Origin of the sequence: Hymenobacter setariae (assembly GCF_007713685.1) — a bacterium.
GTDB lineage: Bacteria > Bacteroidota > Bacteroidia > Cytophagales > Hymenobacteraceae > Hymenobacter > Hymenobacter setariae.
Map to the genome: position 1 here is coordinate 489,003 of NZ_VMRJ01000004.1, position 19,192 is coordinate 508,194.

Annotated in this window: 16 protein-coding genes; 5 read left to right on the top strand and 11 right to left on the bottom strand. The window is 59.3% G+C overall.

Features of this window, described 5'->3' with window-relative positions:
* Positions 1-60: 60 nt before the first annotated feature.
* Positions 61-795, bottom strand: a complete 735-nt coding sequence (locus tag FNT36_RS17015) for a peptidylprolyl isomerase (protein ID WP_144850135.1) — start codon at positions 793-795, stop codon at positions 61-63.
* A 143-nt stretch (positions 796-938) separates the two neighbouring features.
* Entirely contained in the window at positions 939-2,138 is a 1,200-nt protein-coding gene (locus FNT36_RS17020) for a zinc dependent phospholipase C family protein (RefSeq protein ID WP_144850137.1), read from the bottom strand.
* A gap of 564 nt (positions 2,139-2,702) precedes the next feature.
* Between FNT36_RS17020 and FNT36_RS25580 the strand changes: the two genes are divergently transcribed.
* Positions 2,703-2,906: a hypothetical protein gene (locus FNT36_RS25580; RefSeq protein ID WP_233636003.1), complete on the top strand. Its 204-nt coding sequence runs from the start codon at positions 2,703-2,705 to the stop codon at positions 2,904-2,906.
* A gap of 63 nt (positions 2,907-2,969) precedes the next feature.
* On the opposite strand, the gene FNT36_RS17030 is transcribed toward FNT36_RS25580, so the two are convergent.
* Both FNT36_RS17030 and FNT36_RS17035 read right to left on the bottom strand, forming a co-directional pair.
* Positions 2,970-5,024, bottom strand: a complete 2,055-nt coding sequence (locus FNT36_RS17030; protein ID WP_144850141.1) for a M13 family metallopeptidase — start codon at positions 5,022-5,024, stop codon at positions 2,970-2,972.
* 245 nt (positions 5,025-5,269) lie between these two features.
* Positions 5,270-7,330 (bottom strand): M13 family metallopeptidase, encoded by a 2,061-nt coding sequence (locus FNT36_RS17035; protein WP_144850142.1) that lies wholly within the window; start codon positions 7,328-7,330, stop codon positions 5,270-5,272.
* A gap of 345 nt (positions 7,331-7,675) precedes the next feature.
* On the opposite strand from FNT36_RS17035, the gene xseA reads away from it, so the two are divergent.
* Positions 7,676-9,082 carry an exodeoxyribonuclease VII large subunit gene (gene xseA / locus FNT36_RS17040; protein WP_144850144.1) on the top strand — a complete coding sequence of 469 codons (1,407 nt, stop codon included), beginning with the start codon at positions 7,676-7,678 and terminating at the stop codon, positions 9,080-9,082.
* A 24-nt stretch (positions 9,083-9,106) separates the two neighbouring features.
* Positions 9,107-9,430, top strand: a complete 324-nt coding sequence (xseB, locus tag FNT36_RS17045) for an exodeoxyribonuclease VII small subunit (RefSeq protein WP_144850146.1) — start codon at positions 9,107-9,109, stop codon at positions 9,428-9,430.
* A gap of 34 nt (positions 9,431-9,464) precedes the next feature.
* On the opposite strand, the gene FNT36_RS17050 is transcribed toward xseB, so the two are convergent.
* The 3 genes from FNT36_RS17050 to FNT36_RS17060 form a co-directional block, all read right to left on the bottom strand.
* Positions 9,465-10,004, bottom strand: a complete 540-nt coding sequence (locus tag FNT36_RS17050) for a heme NO-binding domain-containing protein (protein ID WP_144850148.1) — start codon at positions 10,002-10,004, stop codon at positions 9,465-9,467.
* Between the two features lie 157 nt (positions 10,005-10,161).
* On the bottom strand, positions 10,162-11,019 hold the full coding sequence (locus FNT36_RS17055) for an anti-sigma factor (RefSeq protein WP_233636004.1): 858 nt from the start codon (positions 11,017-11,019) through the stop codon (positions 10,162-10,164).
* 34 nt (positions 11,020-11,053) lie between these two features.
* A complete protein-coding gene (locus FNT36_RS17060; protein ID WP_233636005.1) occupies positions 11,054-11,614 on the bottom strand; it encodes an RNA polymerase sigma factor in 561 nt (186 codons plus the stop codon).
* Between the two features lie 194 nt (positions 11,615-11,808).
* Between FNT36_RS17060 and FNT36_RS17065 the strand changes: the two genes are divergently transcribed.
* Positions 11,809-13,203 (top strand): NAD-dependent succinate-semialdehyde dehydrogenase, encoded by a 1,395-nt coding sequence (locus FNT36_RS17065; RefSeq protein WP_144850152.1) that lies wholly within the window; start codon positions 11,809-11,811, stop codon positions 13,201-13,203.
* A 69-nt stretch (positions 13,204-13,272) separates the two neighbouring features.
* On the opposite strand, the gene dinB is transcribed toward FNT36_RS17065, so the two are convergent.
* The 4 genes from dinB to FNT36_RS17085 form a co-directional block, all read right to left on the bottom strand.
* The gene (dinB, locus tag FNT36_RS17070) at positions 13,273-14,340 is read right to left on the bottom strand and encodes a DNA polymerase IV (protein WP_144850154.1); all 1,068 of its coding nucleotides are present in this window, start codon (positions 14,338-14,340) and stop codon (positions 13,273-13,275) included.
* Between the two features lie 90 nt (positions 14,341-14,430).
* Positions 14,431-15,234, bottom strand: a complete 804-nt coding sequence (locus tag FNT36_RS17075) for a YdcF family protein (protein WP_233636006.1) — start codon at positions 15,232-15,234, stop codon at positions 14,431-14,433.
* A gap of 116 nt (positions 15,235-15,350) precedes the next feature.
* Entirely contained in the window at positions 15,351-15,704 is a 354-nt protein-coding gene (locus FNT36_RS17080) for a thioredoxin family protein (RefSeq protein WP_144850158.1), read from the bottom strand.
* 74 nt (positions 15,705-15,778) lie between these two features.
* Positions 15,779-17,539, bottom strand: a complete 1,761-nt coding sequence (locus tag FNT36_RS17085; protein WP_144850160.1) for a DUF885 domain-containing protein — start codon at positions 17,537-17,539, stop codon at positions 15,779-15,781.
* A gap of 223 nt (positions 17,540-17,762) precedes the next feature.
* Between FNT36_RS17085 and FNT36_RS17090 the strand changes: the two genes are divergently transcribed.
* Positions 17,763-19,097: a hypothetical protein gene (locus tag FNT36_RS17090; protein ID WP_144850162.1), complete on the top strand. Its 1,335-nt coding sequence runs from the start codon at positions 17,763-17,765 to the stop codon at positions 19,095-19,097.
* The last annotated feature ends 95 nt before the right edge of the window (positions 19,098-19,192 follow it).

The window sequence follows — 19,192 nt, forward strand, 5'->3', positions numbered from 1 at the left end:
CCCTCTCCCGGAGGAGAGGGGCTGGGGGTGGGGTCCACGGCTAGCGAGCCTACCTCTTCATTACTTTACTACCGTTACTTGCATTCCTACGTCTTGCTCGGGCCACTTATCATTGGGGTTCACGGGCACTTGCGAGATTTTATCCACTACGTCTAGGCCTTCGATTACTTCGCCGAAGATGGTGTAGGCGCCGTCGAGCGCGGGCACGCCGCCGCGGGCGGCGTAGGTGCTAGCCTGCTCGGGAGTGAGGCGGCGGCTAGCGCTGCGGCGGGCTTCATCGGCCGTCAGCTTCTTGCCCACCACAAAGTAAAAGTCGGTATTGGATGATAGGCGCTGCGGGTTTTCCTCATCGCTGTACCGAGCCATACCTAAGGCACCTTTGAAGTGAAAGTGATTGGGCCGCACCTCGGAAGGCAAGCGGTAGCGCCGCAACGCAATGGTGCGCGACTCGCTGGTTTGGCCGCCCTGCACGGCAAAGTTTTTCACCACCCGGTTGAATACCGTTTCGTCGAATACACCACGCCGGGCCAACAGCAGGAAGTTGGCTTTGTGAATGGGCGTATCGTCGTAGAGCTTCACCCGAATATTGCCTAGGCGCGTCTTAAACAGCACTTCTGAGCCGGGATACTGCTGGCCGTAGGCGAGCAGTGCAGCGGGGGCCGTACTATCAGTAAGGGTCGCGATGTTGGGGCCCGGTAGGTCCGCCTTGGTAGGCGCGGTAGCAGGCTTATCGGCCGGGTTACAGGCGGCAAGCAGCCCTAGGGCAGTACTTATAAAAAGAAAGCGAAAAAACATGGCTACGAAAAACAAGCGGTTGTCAGTGCGAGGCGGAACGACGAAGCAACCTTTCCTTCACAGTCGCTAGTATTAGCAAACGTAAAGGAAGGGTTGCTTCGTCGTTCCGCCTCGCACTGACAACCGTAGTGTTATATCCAAGCCTACCAGCTTGCAGGCTTAGGCTTGCTTTTGGCTTTTTCGGTACCGGCGGCCCCTTTGGTTTTCACCTTCACCTTAGCGGGGGCGGCGGGCGTGGTTACGGTAGCAGCGGGCTCCTCGGCGGGGGCAGGCTCGGGCTCGGGCGGCGGCAGGGCTTCGTTGGGGTCAGCGGCTTTTATCTCGTCGGGGGCCTCTACCTTCTTTTCCTTCTGCTGGGCCAGCAGTAGCTGGTCTTGCGGCAGCGTATTGGCTTTGAAGGCTTTGAGCTGCACATCTAATTTTTCTTTTTCTTCCTTGCTAAGCTTGGCTGGGTACATGAGGCCACTTAGGTCGGGGCGGCCGGCTTCTTGCCAAGCCGACAGCCAAAACGAAGCTACCATAGGTGCGGCCTGGCGCATCCGAAAATCGACCTGTCCACCTACTAGCTTGTTGTACTCATCGGCGAAGGCATCGGAGTAGCGGCGCTGAGTTTTCCCAAAGCGGTGGGTATAAGTGTACTTAGTTTGGGGCGTAAAGCCCTTGCTAGCCTTGGTTTCGAGGTCGAACGTGGCCGTAAGGAAGCCGTAGCTGTTCTGGATAACCCCCCAAATAGCGTCTTGCGAATTGGCGGGTGCCTTGGCCTCATCCCCACTCAGCTTGTAGGTCAAGATGTAGCGCTCAGGCAATTGACTTTCCCAAAGGCTGTGCAGGCCGCCCTGGTTGGTAAGCTGGCCGTCGTAGTTGACGGTGGTGTGCAGCGGCACAAAGGCATCTTCCACGTAGTGCGCTAGCTCGGCTGAGTACTTGACAATGGCCGTAGTATCGCGCTCGCGGAAGGCTTCCACTAGCTTGGTGCGATTCTCGAGCACCGTCCAGGGCACAGTGCCGTATTTGCGCAGGGTGTCAGCCGTGAATTTCTCCTGCGCATTCTCATAATCACGGGGCATTTTGGCAAAGGGGTTATCCTCGGCGTAGTGGTCCATGTCGATATAGTGGCGGCTGGCCTCGGCTTTGTCTTGGTTGCGGCGCTCGTCGGGAGCGGTGCACAGGCGCACCAGCTCAGGCATGTGCCGGAAATAGAACGCCTGCATGCTAGCTGGCAGCTCATAGATAGCTACCTGCGTGATAACGCGGTGCCCAAAGAAGCCCCAGGCGTGGGCTGCTGGGGCCAGCGGACCCAGCAGCGCGACGGCGAGACCTAGGCTAAGAATAATCTTCTTCATAAAGTACGGGTAGGAATAAAGTTTTAGTAATTAACAGTTGATAAACAAAAGTACTCAGCGCAATGCTGTAGCGCCTGCCATTTTATAGCTGTGGCGAATAATGCTACCGCTGTACAAGCGCAGGAGTAGGAAGCAGGCGTCTACAAAAAGTTTATTGCAGTTACATTAGTTTGCATTTGACAAAAAGCCTTAATGTATGCCTTCCCTCTAGCAGTAATAATAAGTAGCGTACCGCTAGCTGCTATTGCTCAAACAGCATCCACGCCTAAAGACACAGTTGCCACGAGGGAGCAGGTGAATGGGGCCGACTGTGCATTGTTTCCGGCAGTGGCCCAGTTGCCGGCCTGGATTCCCGAAAAAAAGCTGGTTCTATCTCGCCGCTTCACGCCGACTACCTCACAAGCCGCGGTTGCCGAACAGGCGCTAGCAGTGGTGCAGTTGTTGAACGTAAACTCAGCTCCCAAAACTCGTCGAGATTCGACTTATGCCCAAAGCATCACGCAACGACTAAGACAATACCACCGACAGTATTTCGGCTTTTACAATCAGCGCAAGCAACCCTGTTTGTTTATCAACCTCCTCGGCGACGTAGCCTTTTCCGCCGAGGACATCGGCCTGCGCCCCACACCGCCTGGCTACGTGCCGCAGTGGCTGCGCGCATACCTACTTATTGGGGATGGTGGCGCCGACCACTGGTCAATTTATTACAATCTGGCTACCGGCAAATTTTACCAATACTGGCACAGCTTAGACTTAGGTGGAGGCTAGTCAAACAAAAAAAGCCTGACCATCACGGCCAGGCTTTTTTTGTTTAGCATTACTGCAAAAGGCTTACCAAATGCGCGAGCGGTCGGCCGCAGCGCGCACCATCTTGTTGCCGTCTTTGCAACCGAAGGCCTCGTAGAACTCGGGCATGTTCATGAGCGGGCCGTTGGTGCGGTACTGGCCGGGCGAGTGCGGGTCGGTTTGCACCTGTTGGCGCAGGGCTTCGGGGCGCTGGTTGGCGCGCCAGATTTGAGCGTAGCCGAGGAAGAAGCGCTGCGCGGGCGTGAAGCCATCAATCTTTTGGCCGCCCTTGAACTGAGCCGTTTTTTGGAAGGCTTGGTAGGCGATGGTGATGCCGCCGATGTCAGCTAGGTTTTCGCCCATCGTCAGCTTACCATTCACGTGCACCGAGTCGAGGGGCGAGAAGGCGTCGTACTGCTTGCCCACCATGTCGGCTTTGGCGTTGAACTTCTCGTTGTCCTCCTTAGTCCACCAGTCGCGCAGGTTGCCTTTGGCATCTGAGCGGCGGCCCTGGTCGTCGAAGCCGTGCGTCATTTCGTGGCCGATTACCGCGCCCACGCCACCATAGTTCACAGCATCGTCGGCCTTGGGGTCGTAGAACGGAGGCTGCAAAATGCCGGCCGGGAACACGATTTCATTCATGCTCGAATTGTAGTAAGCATTCACGGTGGGCGGCGTCATACCCCACTCGCCCCGGTCGATGGGCTTGCCAAACTTGGCCAGGTTGTCGGCGCGGCGCCATTCAGCGGTAGCAAACAGGTTTTGCAAGGCACTCTCGCGAGTGATTTTCAGCTTCGAGTAGTCCTTCCATTTGTCAGGATAGCCAATTTTCACGGCGAAGGCGTTCAGCTTCTGGATGGCTTCTTTCTTAGTGGCAGCGCTCATCCAGTCGGTGGCCATAATGCGCTCGGCGTAGGCCGCGCGCAGGTTTTCAACCATCTGCTTGGCGCGAGCCTTGGCAGCGGGCGAAAACGCCTCATCAACGTAGAGTTGGCCAAATGCCTCACCTAGGGCACCATCGGTAGCGCGTAGGGCGCGCTTCCAGCGAGGCTGCTGCTGCTTGGCCCCCGTCAGCACTTGCTGAAAGCGGAAGTTGGCATCGCCATAAGCCTTGGGCAGAGCCGAAGTAGTGCCATCTACCAGATTCCAGCGCAGATACTGCTGCTGGTCGGCAATGGGCGTATTGGCCATTAGGTTATTGACCGAAGCCAAGAACTCGGGCTGACCAATAATCACGTCCTGGGCGCTACCTAGGCCGGATTCTTTCAGGCGCAGGGGCAGGTTCAGGTTGGGGTAGTCCTTGGCGGCCTGGGCCACGGGCACCTTGTTGTAGTTCTTGAGGCGGTCGCGCAGGGCTACACGGTCGCGGCTGGCCTCGGCAATTTTGGTTTCCAGCGCCAGCACTGCATCGGCATTGGTGGCAGCCAGGCTCGGCGCGTCACCTAGGAGCTGGAAAATGCTGGTCATGTAGGCCTTGTAGGCCGTGCGCACAGCTTTCGAGCGGCCATCCTGCTTGAGGTAGTAGTCGCGGTCGCCGAGGCCTAGGCCGCCCTGGCGCAGCTGCACAGCATACTGAGTGCTGTTTTTGCTGTCCTGGCCCACGCCCATACCGTACCAGCCGCCCGAGTAGTGCGGGCTGGCCATGTACTTCTGCACATCGGCCAGGCTCTTGAGGTTCTTAATCTCGTCGAGGCGCGGCTGTAAGTACTTGAGGCCAGCCTTTTCAATGCCCACCGAGTCCATGGCGGCGGCGTAGAAATCGCCCACCTTCTGGTCATTCGAGCCAGGCTTGGCGGTGCGATTGGCGGCAGCTTTCTCCAAAATGCGGCGCTCTACAGCCTGGTTGTTATTAGCCAGCTCGTTGAAGGCACCCCAGCGCGTTTCGGCGGCCGGCACGGGGTTGTTTTTCAGCCAAGCGCCATTGGCGTAGTGATAAAAGTCTTCGCACGGCTGCACCGACGTATCGATGTTAGCCAGGTTGATGCCGATGCCTTTCTGGGGCGGATTCGGCTTGGCGGGCGGCCCAAAGGCCGTGGTGGCGGCCAGGCCACCTAGGCCGAGCGTGGCCAGCACCAGCCGCGAGATAGTAGTGGATGTCATAAAAAATGTGAAGTGTAGGGAGCAATAGGGGTCGTGAAAGTAAGGTATAGATGGCTGCAAAGCTTCACAGTTGCATAATAATGCCTAAATTTTGACCTCTTGGCGGCAAGTCCTACTTACACAAAAAACCCGCCCCCTAGGGAGGGCGGGTTCTTGCGTACCGCGGACTCTGTGAGTCCGCGCGTGAGTAGGGCTTAGTAAAGGAATCAACTCGCGGACCCGCAGGGTCTACGGTACACCACTACTTACCAGATGCGAGCCTGCTCGGCGGCAGGGCGCTCCATCTTATCGGTAGGCTTGCAGCCGAAAGCCTCGTAGAACTCGGGCATGTTCATGAGCGGGCCGTTGGTGCGGAACTGCTCCGGCGAGTGTGGGTCGGTTTGCACTTGCTGGCGCACATACTCGGGGCGGGCGTTGCCACGCCAGATTTGGGCCCAGCCTAGGAAGAAGCGCTGCGCAGGCGTGAAGCCGTCGATGCTCTTATTGGCCTTAAACTCGGGCGTTTTCTGATAAGCCTGGTAGGCGATGGTGAGGCCACCTAGGTCGGCCAGGTTCTCGCCCATGGTCAGCTTGCCGTTCACGTGTACCGAGTCGAGGGGCGAGAAAGCGTCGTACTGCTTGCCCACCATCGCGGCCTTGGCGTTGAACTTGTCATTGTCTTCCTTGGTCCACCAGTCGCGCAGGTTGCCCTTCGAATCGTACTGGCGGCCCTGGTCGTCAAAGCCGTGGGTCATTTCGTGGCCAATCACGGCGCCGATGCCGCCGTAGTTTACTGCGTCGTCGGCCTTGGGGTCGTAGAACGGGGGCTGCAAGATGCCGGCCGGGAACACAATCTCGTTCATCGGCGGGTTGTAGTAGGCGTTCACGGTGGGCGGCGTCATGCCCCACTCGCTCCGGTCAATGGGCTTGCCGAAGTGGTTTAGCTCATCTTGGTTGCGCCAAATGCGGGCGGCCACTACGTTATTGAGGTAGCTGTCGCGCACGATGTTCAGCTTCGAGTAGTCCTTCCACTTATCGGGATAACCGATTTTCACCGCGAAAGCGTTGAGCTTGGTGATGGCCTCCTTCTTGGTGGCGGCGCTCATCCAGTCGGTTTTCATGATGCGCTCGGCGTAGGCCGCGCGCAGGTTCTCAATCATTTCCTTGGCTTTCGCCTTGGCGGCCGGCGTAAACGCCTTGTCTACGTAGAGCTGGCCAAAGGCCTCCCCTAGGGCGCCGTCGGTGGCGCGCAGGCTGCGCTTCCAGCGAGGCTGCTGCTGCTTGGCGCCCGTCAGCACCTGCGCGAAGCGGAACGACTCGTCGCCAAACGTCTTGGGCAGGGCCGGAATGAGGCTCGTAACGAGGTGAAAGCGCAGGTACTGCTTCTGGTCGGCGATGGGCTCGGCGGCCAGCATGGCGTTTACCTCTTTCAAGTATTCGGGCTGGCCCACAATGATTTCCTTGGCCGTGCCGAGGCCGCTGGCCTTCAGTACTTGCGAGAAGTCAATGTTGGGATACTCCTTGCTGAGCTGCGCCACCGTCATTTTGTTGTAGTTCTTCTGCGGGTCACGCAGGTCTACACGGCTACGGCTGGCCTGGGCCAGTTTGGTTTCGATGCGGGTTACAGTCGCGGCATTCTTGGCTGCAGTGGCCGCATCGTCACCTAGGAGCTTGAACAGGTTGGTCTGGTAGGTCTGGTACGCAGCCCGGATGTTTTTCATGCGGCCGTTATCGCTCAGGTAGTAGTCGCGGTCGGGTAGCGAGAGGCCACCCTGATACACCTGTACGGCGTACTGGGTACTAATTTTCTCATCTTGGCCCACGCCGAAACCATACCACACGCTACCAGCCTGCGCCCGCGGGTCGGCCAAGAATTGCTGCATCTGCGGCAAGGTTTGGATGCCGTTGATGCGGTTGAGGTAGGGCTTCAAGTACTTGAGGCCCGCCGCATCAATAGCGGCCGTGTCCATAGCCGAAGCATAGAAGTAGCCTACTTTTTGGGCATTAGAGCCCGGCTTGGCCGTGCCCGCACCGCGCACCAGGTCTTCTAAAATGGCTTTCTGGGTGGCGTTGTTGCGGTCGGCTAGCTCGTTGAAGCTGCCCCAGCGGCTCTCAGCAGCCGGCACCGGGTGGCTCTTTAGCCAGTTGCCCGAGGCATATTGAAAGAAGTTATCGCACGGCGCTACCGATTTATCGATGTAAGCCGGGTTGATGCCGCGGGGAGCAGCAGTAGTTGTTTTCTGGGCCAGCGCGGGGGTGCTAGCGCCGAAACCTAGGAGAGCTGCTACGAGAGCCGCGCCACGCAGGTGCCGGGACGAATTCATCATAAAAGTGGGGTGAGAGGGGAAAAGAGAGTGAGTTGTAAGCCGCAAGGTACGGGCCAGCACAAAATTGCCCTATCCAGCGGCTAGTTGGCTAAGGCGCAGGCACGCGCAAAAAGTTCGGCGCTAAGGTCGTTAAACTCCTTACTCCCGCATTGGTAGCTGCCCCCAACTGGCACGAGCACCCGCAACTGGCTCTGACTGGCGCAAGTTTAGGCAAAGCCGTAACTCATACCAGTTGCAGCAGTTACCCTCGCCTCAGTCGGACACACTAGGTAGCACTACCACCAACTTTTTTAGCCTGCCGTACCTTTATAAGCTCGCGCAGCCGTTACGCGCTAGTATTCCTACATGCCGCTTTACCCCCGCCGTGCCGCCCCTACCCCCACCGAGCCGGCTGCCCCGCTCAGCCTAGGGGCGCTGCTGACGCAGGTGCGCGCCGCCCTGCACCACCGCTTTCCTGACAGCTACTGGGTGGTAGCCGAGGTGGCCGATATGACACGCCCGCGCCAAGTGGGCGGCCACTGCTACCTCACCCTGACCGAGCCCGCCGCGGGCGCCGAGGCCCTAGGCTTCACGGCGCAGGCACGGGCCACGCTCTGGGGTAGCCGCTACCAGCAAATTGCGCCCGCCTTCACCGAGGCCACCGGCCAGGAGCTGCGCCCCGGCCTGCGCCTGCTGCTGCGTGTGAAGGTGACCTTTCATGAGCAGTACGGCTTCTCGCTCGATGTACTAGCTCTCGACCCCAGCTACACCGTGGGCGAACTAGCGCGCCAGCGCCTGGCTACCCTGCGCAAGCTTGCCGAGAAAGACCTGCTGGAGCGCCAACAAGAGCTAACGCTGCCCCTAGGGCCGCAGCGGCTGGCGGTCATCTCCTCCCCTACCGCGGCGGGCTTTCAAGACTTTGTGCGTCAGCTTGAAGAAGCACCTTATGACTTCGCACTTACCCTCTTTCCGGCCCTGATGCAGGGCGAAGACTCACCTGCTAGCATTCGGGCCGCGCTCGATGCCATTCGTCCCCGCCGCGGGCAGTTCGATACGGTTATTATCATTCGCGGTGGTGGCTCGAAGACCGACTTATTGGCTTTTGACGAATACGGGCTGGCGGCGGCCGTGGCCTCGTTTCCGCTGCCGGTGCTCACAGGCATCGGCCACGAGCGCGACGAAGCTGTAATAGACCTAGTAGCTTACCGCGCGCTCAAAACGCCCACTGCCGTGGCGGCTTTCTTGGTCGAGCGCCTTGCCCGCCTCGAAGCGCTGGTGATGGAGCTGGCCGAGCGCGTAGCCGACCGCAGCCGCCAGCACTTGGCCCAGCACCACGCTCGCCTGCAGCGCTTGGCCGACCATTCGCGCGAAGCGGCTCGCCAGCAGCTGCGCCAAGCCCAGGAAACCCTGGCGCAGCGCAGCCGCCAAGCCACACAGGCCCCGCGCCAGCACCTGCGCCAGCTCGGCCAGCACCTCGAAAGCTTTCGCTATACCCTGCCCCAAGCAGCCCGCCGCGCCCTAGGGCATGAGGAGCAGCGCTTGCGCCGCCGCTCGCGCACGGTACTGCGCCGCTTTGTGCGCCACCACCAGCGCCGCCGCGAGCAGCTCTTGCGCCAGCGCTACGTGATGCAGCACGGCTTTCTCAAAGCAATCAAAGGGCATGAGTTAAAAGCCATGAGCTTGGAGGTAACAGCGCTACGGCAGGAAAACCAGCTGCTACGCCAGCACTCTGCGTCAGTTCAGCCGGCCGCTCCCCTACCTCATAACTCATAAGTTTAAAATTTATAATTCAATCAAGTGACTTACAACGAAGCCATTCAAGAGCTGGAAACCATTCTGCGCAGCCTCGAAACCGACCAAGTAGATGTCGATGACCTCACGGCCCGCGCCGAGCGCTCGGCCGAGCTTATCCGCCTGTGCCGCCACAAGCTGCGCCACGCCGAAGCCTCGCTCGACCGCGTATTTGACTCGCTCGATGAGGAAGATGAAACGCCCGAAGAGGACGAAGACGAGCTTGAAGTAGAAATGGAAGAAAGCGACGTGGACGACGAAGACGACCACGAAACTGATGACTACCAGCCCGGCGGTCCGGGACGCCCCATGCAGCCTAGGTTATTTTAGCAATAGGTTGGACTGCAAAGTCCAACCTATTGTCTTAGGTCCGGCGAACATGGATTTGCACACGCTCGCCGTCTTCGCTAGTGGTTGGCATTACGTCGATGCGGTCGGCTTCGTCATAATAAGCAGCTAAACCGCGCACAATGCCCACGGCTAGCCCGCCCATACGACGCGCTGACACGTAATTAATTAGGAGCTCATTCTCACCTAAGCGCTTGACCTCGAGCACGGGCGGTGCGTTTTCGGTGTGCTCACGGCGCACCTGGGTGTGCATGCGGCCCTCGGTATGCTCTAGCATGTCGAGCGTGCGCCAGTTGGGGTCCAGGTATTTCTGATACATATACATGAGGTCAGGCACCAGGTACTCGCCGAATTTCTCATGCAGTTCACCGGTTGGAATACCGGTCATTTGGGCAGCTTGGCCGACTAGGGCGTACATGTGCTCGTCGGGATACACCGATTTATGATTGAAATCGGCCGCGCTGAGACCAGCAGCATCCAGTAATCGCACCCACGTGCTATGGTCGTACTGCGTCTGAACGTAACGCTTCAGCAACGTAAAAATGGTACCGTGCATGGAATATATTGGTATCCTTCGAATTATGCACAGCTTTAAGCAAAAAACGAGCAAAATGTTAAAAGGCGACGTGCCGCTTCTGCATCGAGAAGCAACACATCGCCTTTTAACATGTGATTATTAGCTATTTATTGCGTAATAATCTTTCGCTTATTTCTTAGATATTCCCAATCACGGTCATGGTGTCGAGCGTGGGGCCAGCGCTGCCGCCAGTGGGCTCCACCGTCATGGCGAAGGCCTGGGCGCTACCAATATCCTTCATCTGCTGCAAGCCATCGCCAGCTGTAGTGGCAGCCGTGAGCACGCCCGCATCCACGGGCTTACCCTGGTCGAGGGCCCATAGCTGGTACTGCTTGCCAGGTGGCAGCGGTGGCAGCTGCGCCACATCAACGTACACACGGTGAGCTACTTTATTGAAGAGCACGCGGGCGCGGGCTGTGGGGTGGGCCGGCGTGCCAGCCAGGGCCACTAGCTTATACTCATCGGGCGAGCGCAGCACATGCAGTTGCTCTTGGGTTGAGCTCAGGCGACGCTCCATCACCTGTGTGGCGCTGGCAAAGCGGGTTTGCTCACTCAGGGCCACGGCCAGGTCGCTACGCGTCTGCTGTAGGTTAGTGTACAACAGCGCATTGCCTACCAAGCTCAGCAGCAAGGCTACGGAGGCCGCAATAGCCCAGCCACTGCGGCGGGCAGTAGGTGCGGCAGCAGGCGGCGGGCTGGCTACGTGCGGGTTCGAGGCCGATACGCGCATGGTGGGCACTTCCGGCGCAGGTGCAGCGGCGGGTGCTGTGGGGGCAGCCGTGCCTATTTCGGCCAGCACGCGGCCTAGCACGCGCTCACGCATGCCAGCAGGAGGCGTAATGGCATGAGCTTCAGCATATACATCGAGGCCAGCAAGCAGCGCGTCTAGCTCTTCCCGCACTTCGGGATAGCGGCTAGCCTGCGCCTCCACCTCGGCCCGGGCGGCGGGGTCAAGCTCACCTAGGGCGTACTGCTCTAGGCGTCCAGATTCCAATATTTCTTGATAATTTTCCACGAAGCGGGCGCGATTAGCGAATAAGTTTGGCGAGAACCTTAAGGGCGGTTCGGGCTCGGGTTTTCACGGTGCCTAGCGGCAGGTTGAGTTCTTCGGCCGCTTCACTCTGCGTGAAGCCACCGAAATAGAGCAGGTCGATAACCTGGCGCTGCTCGGGCACTAACTGCTTGGTAATCTCTTGCAAGCCGACGTGCTCGGGGCGGAAGGTAGCCGGGGCGGCCTGCCGCTGAGCGGCTAGGCTGTCATCGAGGCCCTGGGTGCGAGAACTTACGCGGTGCTGGCGCGAGCGGATTTTATCAATCGCTAAATTCCGGCTAATATTTACCACCCAGGTAAACAAGCGCCCTTTGCTCGGGTCGTAGCTCTCGATGGCGTGCCAGATTTTGACCAGCGCTTCCTGCAGTACATCCTCGGCTTCATCCTCCGCTTTTACAATGCGCTGAATGACCCCGTAGAGCGCTGCTGAATACCGGTCGTAAAACTCGGTCATGGCCGTTTCGTCGCGCGCTCGCAGGCGTCTGACTAACGCCGCCTCGGCGGCCGTGGGAATAGAAATAAGTGGTTCGTCGGACACGGGAGATAGGCAGTTGGATAAAAACCAGCGCCACCGGGGTAATCGTTCGGTAGCCGCGGGCGAAAATAACAGGTTTCGAAGGTAAGACCGACGCCTTTGGCCCTTGGCCGAGGGCCCAGACACAACCTAGGGACTGCTAGCGGGGTTTTAAGGCTTAAAATTTCTTGTTTTTGCCCTACCGGCTACTCACGCTCATGGCTATCGAATCTCATAATCCTTATACCAACGAAGTACTGCATAGCTTCCCGGCCTTCTCGGCAGCCGAAACCGAACAGATTCTCGCTGAGGCGTACCAAGCCGCCGCCGAGTGGCGCACCACTTCTTTTGCCGAGCGCGCCGCCGTGCTGCGCCAAGCGGCCGAGCTGCTGCGCCGCCGCCAGCACGAGCTAGCTCACCTCATGGCCATCGAAATGGGCAAGCCCGTACGCGATGGCCGCGCCGAGGCCCAGAAGTGCGCCGCTTGCTGCGACTACTACGCCGACCATGCGGAGAGCTTCTTGGCCGATGAAGAAATCAAGACCGAAGGTGGCCGCAGCTTTTTGAGCTATGCGCCGCTGGGCGTGGTGCTGGCTATCATGCCCTGGAACTTCCCCATGTGGCAGGTGGTGCGCTTCGCCGCGCCCGCCCTCATGGCTGGCAATGTGGGCTTGCTAAAGCACGCCCCTAATGTGCCACAGTGCGCGCTGGCCCTCGAAAAGCTTTTCCACGATGCGGGCTTGCCGCCCGCTGCTTTCCGCGCGCTTCTTATCGAGACGGAGCCTGTGGCTGGCCTCATTGCCGACGACCGGGTAGCCGCCGTGACGCTCACCGGCTCGGAGCGGGCCGGCGCCGCCGTGGCTGCCGCGGCCGGGCAGCATATTAAGAAGAGTGTGCTAGAGCTAGGTGGCTCCGACCCCTTCATCGTGCTGGCCGATGCCGACCTAGCAGTTGCGGCCCAAACGGCCGCGCAGGCCCGCATGATAAACGCTGGTCAAAGCTGCATTGCGGCCAAGCGCTTTATTGTGGAAGCGTCTATTCACGATGAATTTGTGGCGCTAGTAAAGGAGCACTTGCAAGCCCTGCACTACGGCGACCCACTCGACGAAGCTACCGACTACGGCCCGCTGGCCCGCCTCGACCTAGCCGAGAACCTAACCCAACAAGTAGCCGATAGTGTGGCCCAGGGCGCCCATACCGAGCTAGCGGGCGGCCAACCCGACCTTGACTCACCTCGCTTCGACCCCGTGATTCTTACCAACATCCGGCCAGGCCAGCGGGCTTACGCCGAAGAGTTTTTTGGTCCCGTGGCTTTAGTGCTCAGCGCCCAGGATGCTGATGACGCTGTGCGCCTCGCCAACGATTCGCGCTTTGGCCTAGGTGCCGCCGTATGGACCAAGGACCTGGCGAAGGCCGAAGCAATGGCGCGGCAGCTAGAAAGCGGGGCGGTGTTCGTGAACGGCCTCGTGAAGTCGATGAATGAACTGCCCTTTGGTGGAGTGAAAAAATCGGGCTACGGGCGTGAGCTTTCCTTCTTAGGTATCCGAGAATTTGTAAATCAGAAGTCGGTGTGGATTGGGGAGGAAAAAGTGGAGGAAGCAAAGACGGAGTAGCTTGACCTGGGCAACGGAAGCAAGAAGCAATGGGTGTCATGCTGAACAGCATGACACCCATTACCTAGGTTAAAATAATCCCAACTGCTGCCCTACTCCACCGCCCCCTACTCCCTCCAGCCCCGACAAGGCCACGCCTAGCAGGCGCACGCCCTGGGCTGGGGGCAGCAGCGGAGCCAATAATTCGTGGCTAACCTGCGTGAACTGCGCCAACGTGCGCAAGGGCGATAGGGCACTGCGGCTACGCGTGATTTGCCGAAAGTCGTCGTATTTCATTTTCAGCGTGACGGAGCGCGCCACTACCCCTAGGCGCTCGGCGCTGGCCCACACGCCAGCCAGCAGCGGCGCAAGGCTATCGTAAAACTCGGCCGGCTCGGTGAGGCTTTGGAAGAAAGTGGTCTCGGAGCCGATAGACTTGCGCACGCGGTCGGGCACCACGGGGCGGTGGTCTTCGGCGCGGGCAATGGCGTAGTAATAGCCGCCAGCCTTGCCAAAATGCTGGCGCAGAAAAGCCTCCGATTGCTGGCGCAGGTCGTGGCCGGTGAAGATACCTAGGGCATTGAGCCGCGCCGCCGTAGCCGGCCCGATACCGTGAAACTGCCCTACCGACAGCGCCTCCACAAACGCTGGTCCCTCGTGCGGCCGAATCACGAACTGCCCGTCGGGCTTGCGGTGGTCGGAGGCCAGCTTGGCCAAAAACTTATTATAGGAAATACCGGCCGAGGCCGTCAGCCCCGTTTCGGTGCGAATGCGGGCCCGGATTTCGCGGGCCCACTGCGTGGCGGTGGTGTGCGGTGGCAGCTGTTCGGTCACGTCGAGGTAGGCCTCATCTAAGGACAGCGGCTCGATGAGGGGTGTATAATCGGCCATGATGGCCCGCACCTGCTGCGACACAGCCCGGTACACCTCAAAGCGCGGCTTCACAAACACCAGCTCGGGGCAGCGGCGGCGGGCCGTGCTCGAAGGCATGGCCGAGCGCACCCCAAACTGCCGCGCCTCGTAGCTGGCGGCCGCTACCACGCCGCGGTCGCGAGCGCCGCCCACGGCCACGGGCCGCCCCCGCAGGGTGGGGTCATCGCGCTGCTCCACAGAAGCGTAAAACGCATCCATGTCGAGGTGAATGATTTTGCGAACCATAAGCTTGGCTATTAGCCAGTGGTAGCTAGCTATCAGTCCTTCGCAAAAAGAGAAAGCTACCAGCAGCCACTAGCTAACAACTAAAAAAAGCTAGCAGTAACCAGCTACTTTATAAACCGCATAGCCGGCCATTTCGTGCAGCAGCAGGCTCCAGCGGCCTAGGGCCCCGATATCCGGCACCAGCCAGTAGTCGGGCGTCCAGCTGCGGTCAGTGGTGTAAAAGTCAGCCGGAAAGGACTGCGGGTACAGCCCCACTTTGGCAAAGCAGGCCAGCGCTCGCCGCTGGTGAAAGCCCGACGTAACGAGCACCAGCGACTTAATAGCAGGGTGCTTAGACAGCAGTTCTTTGGTGAACTTCGCGTTCTCGCGGGTATTGCGGCTACGCTCTTCCAGCAAAATGTCCTCCTTGGGCACGGCAGCCAGGCGCAGCACCGTGGCGAGGTCCTTGGCTTCGGTATTCGCCACGCTCAGGACAGCGCCCGAGCCGCCCGAGATGATAATGCGGCGCGCCCGCCCCGAGCGGTAAAGCCACAGCGCGTCGATAACCCGGTCGGCCCCGTGCTGCAAGTACACCCGGTCGTGCGGCGACTTACTAATGGCCGTAACGCCCGTGAGCACTACCACCGCATCGGCCGGTGCCACGGCGCGCAGTGCCACCGGCGGCTTTTCCCAGGCCAGCAGCGCCTCGTTTACTAGCGCATTATTGGTGCCGAGCAGCACCAACAGCCCGGCAGCCCGTAGCCAGCGACGCTGGGCTTGGCCCCAGGGCTGGGCCACTAGGGCACCTAGGAGCAGCGCCACCAGCCACACGGCCGGCAGCAGCACAAAGTCTAGGGTTTTGGAAAGAATAAAAAACAAGGACAGACGCAGCCAGATGGCCATAAAAATTGTCATGCCACGCTCACAAAGCATCTTGGCCGGTTGCAGCAGGCTGGCGCCGTACTTGCAGACCCGCTGCCAAGATGTTTCGGCAAGCGCAGCATGACAAACGTTTTCTACTTAATAACCTGCTATTTCACCGGCGCAAACGTCCGCAAGCGGTCGAGCTGGGCCACCACCTGGGATTCCTCCGTGAGGGCATCGCACTCGAGCAAACGGCCCTGGCAGTAGCTCACAAAGAACGGCGCTATTTTTTCCTGCATCATCTTTTTGGCCACTGGGTTTTGGTCTGAGTTCAGGCGCACGAAGAGAATACTTACGTTTTCGGGTGCATCCACAAACTTGGCAAATGGCGGAGCTAGGGCTTCGCAGGCAGCGCAATCTTCGGAGGTGAACTTGGCAAACACCTTCATGTGCTCGTGAATGAGATGGCGGAGGCTTTCATCGTCGGCATCTACCACGTGCTGGCGGGCTTCTTCGGTCATTGAGGGAAAATGAAAAAAGGGCGGGGTGGCTACAACCGGCAATAGTCCAGAATAGTTGCTACAAAAGTACCACTCTAGCGCCGCAGCATCAGGTCACGGATGTATTTGACCGGGGCGCTGCCAAAGCTCAAGAACTGCTCGTTGAAGTTTTTGACGCTGAACCGCTCACCATCGCGCTGCTTCACCTCGTTGCGCAGGGCAACAATTTCGGTATAGCCCGTGAAGTACGAGCTGAGCTGCACTTGGCTCAAGGTAGCGCGGTGCCACTTGTTGCGCGCTTCGGCTTCCTCCTGGAAGCCTGCACTCGTGAGCAGAGCTACTACGTCTTTCTCACTAGCGCTTTTGGTTTGGATGAGGTTGTCCACCACTGCATTGAGGGTCGAGCGCATATTCCACTTGTCCCACAGCAGCCACATTTCGTCGCTGTTATTGCCATAGCCGGCCTCCAGCATCATTTGCTCGGCATACACGGCCCAGCCCTCTATCATGGCGCCGTTGCCGAAGATGCTCTTCACACGCGAAGGCGAGCGATTGGCGTATACCAGCTGGGTGTAGTGTCCCGGAATGGCCTCGTGGATGTTGAGAATCTGCAAGGTATAGTCGTTGTACTCGCGCAGATAGCTCTCGGCCTGCTGCGCCGTCCAGGTCGGTGGTAGGGGCTCCACGTTGTAGTAGGTGTTCGCCTTCACGTCGTAGGGGCCGGGGGCGCTCACGCTAGCGCCAGCGCCGCTGCCGCGCATGTAAAGCGGCGTTTCGCGCACCACCAATGGCTTGCTGGGGTCCTGCGTCAGCAACTTGTGGTCGTTCACGAACTTAGTCAGCGTCGGGATTTGGCGCTTCACTGCATCCACGAATCCATCGCTTGGAGCGTGTTTCAAGGTCAATTTATCAATGACTTGGCGAATGAGCTGCAAGGTGTCTTTGGGCACCGGCTGGCCAGCGCAGTACCTAGGGAAGAGTCGCGCCGCCCGCCGGCCCATGTCGCGCAGCAAGTATGCCTTGCGCTGCTGAGCCAACTGAAATACTTCCTCGGCCGAGTAGCGCGATTGAATATCCAGCGCAAACTTGCGGTCAAACAACGCCTTACCGATGCGAAACGAGCGAAAATCCTTGCCCGTCAACACGTCTGCTTTTAGGAAGTCGATGTAGCCTTGCACCGCCTTTTGCGCCCCTGCTATGCGTTGGGTCAGCAGCTGCTTTTCGGCGTCGCTCAAGTCTGATTTGCGTACCGAGTCGGCCAGCGCGGGGCCAAATACGGCTAGGCCACCCTCGTTTTGCTGCACCGCCAACTCAGCATGCTCGCGGGTGGGCCCAGTGATGTTGGCCTTAGCCGCGGCGTAGTAGGCGGGGGCCTGCGCTATTTTGTCGGAGATATTGCGTAGGCGGCGCGCCAGCGGGTAGTGGCGGCCATTGAGCAGGTCGCCCACGCTGGCGCCTAGGTTGTAGTTGGCGGGGTTCCACTGCCAGCTGCGTAGCGTGTCAGTGTACCAGCGCTGGCTTCGCAGCTCATTGTTGAGCAGGCGCCAGTCTATTTGGTTGGTGGGCGACAGGCTGTCGATGGGGAAGCCAGCCAGTGCCCCTAGGTTCTTGGAGACGAAAGCCGCATCGCTACGCCGCTGCGCTGCGTCGGGTATTGCTAGCAGCGAGTCGTATTTGTGAAAGCCCTGCGATGAGGCGTAGTCAGGGTTCTGCCGCCAAAAGTCGAGGATGAACTGGTCTTTAAAACGGTCGAAGCGCGCGTCGGTAGCTGAGGCGGCCGGGTTGGTAGTTTTGGTTGAGTTGCTGGTGCAGGCCGAAAAGGCTAGACCCAACAAAGGCAAGTAGCGAAGTTTCATGCAGGAATAGGAAAGCGAATACGTATTCAAAGGAACGACTAACCACCGAGAGGTTGCGGCCAGCGAAACGCGTGGCGCCATTCAGTACGTTACGAACGCCCCTAGGGCGCACTTAAGCGGCGCCTTGCGCGATACTCGGCCCGGTCTTTGCATCTTTGGGGGCCGGTTTGGCTTGTTCGTAACGTATTAACTGACATCTCCTAATTGGTCTTTCTTCTATCCTATGATTGTTGCTGTATCTCGCCCCTATCTGCTAGGCCTCGGCTTGGCGCTATTGCCTATTTGCGCATTTGCCCAGGCTACTACTTCTACCGCGCTGCCTACCGATGGGGCCTCGCCCGCGGCCGCACCTATGCAGGTAGCCCACTCCTCTCCTGAGGATGCCCAAACCCAGGCCCTCGCCCAGGCCCAGGCCACGGTGCTATTGCTCACGCGGCGCGTCGATAGCCTGCGGCAGTCGTACCGCCAGCAGCAGCGCGTGTACACCGAGCTAGGCGGCAAGTTCAACAACTTTCTCACGGGTCAAAAGCTCAGCCAAACCACCCGCTTCTCGCTAGCGAAGGGCAACGTGAAGGCCACTGCCGACCTGCTGCAAGTGAGCCACAGCCGCCTCTCGCAACTGCGCGCCCTCACCCAGGCCCTGCGCAATGCCAACGAGCAGGCCGCCCTCAGCTCGCCCACCGAAAGCAACCCGCTGGGCATTTCGCTAGTCGATTATACCAAGTCGCTCATCACTACTAAAGTGGTGGATAAGAACCGGGGCAATCGCCTGGTTGACCTTGCCACACACCTCACCAGCAACTCGTTGGTAAAAACCATTCCGACGGTGGGCCCGATGCTGAATGCCGTGAGCGAACTGCTAAGCGGCGTGCGGGCCAGCAGCCTTACCAGTGATGGTTTTTCGGCCGCCCAGGTCCAAACTATCGAGAATGGTCTCAAGCCGACGCTCAATTTCTTCAGCGCCCTCGATGCGGCCCGCGCCGACAATCAAGCCTCACTGCTGACCCTCGACAACGAGTTGAGCGTGCTTCAGCACCAGCTTAGCCAGCTTTACCGGCCCTACGTGCAGCTGGCAGCGTATCAAGAAGATATTTCGGCCTACTACACGGCAGCACCAATGGGCCAGCCCGCCACCAACTCGCTCGACGTGGCCAACATCAGCCGCATGAGCAACTACGTGGCCGCCAACTTGCCTGCCCGCTTTACGGCTCTCGACCAAGCGTTTGCGCGGGCCCAAAATCAGCTTGACATTCTCGACCCCGACTCGTACCTGACGCCCGCCAACAACTCGGCCGAGCAAGTAGTGCAGTTGGCGGCGCAGCTTCAGAGCCTCACTGACCGCCTACCCGTTATCACGAGCCAGTATAGTGCCGCCATTCGGGCGGCCATTGCGCAGGGCCAGCAAGATGGGCTAATCAAGGCCGACCGTGCCAGCAAGGTAATCGCTGATGAAACGGCCCGCGCCAAAGCCGCTGCCGAAACTTACCAGCAGGCCCGCGCCTCCGAGCGCTTCGGCGAAACGCTGGCCAATGTAAAGCCGCTTTTCAAGCTCTATTAATAAGCAGTAGCTCAGGCGTTGTAGTCCGAGCGTGCGTGTAGCGCGTAGTTGCCGCCTAGGTATGCTGGAAATGGCAGACCAATGCGGCGTGCTCG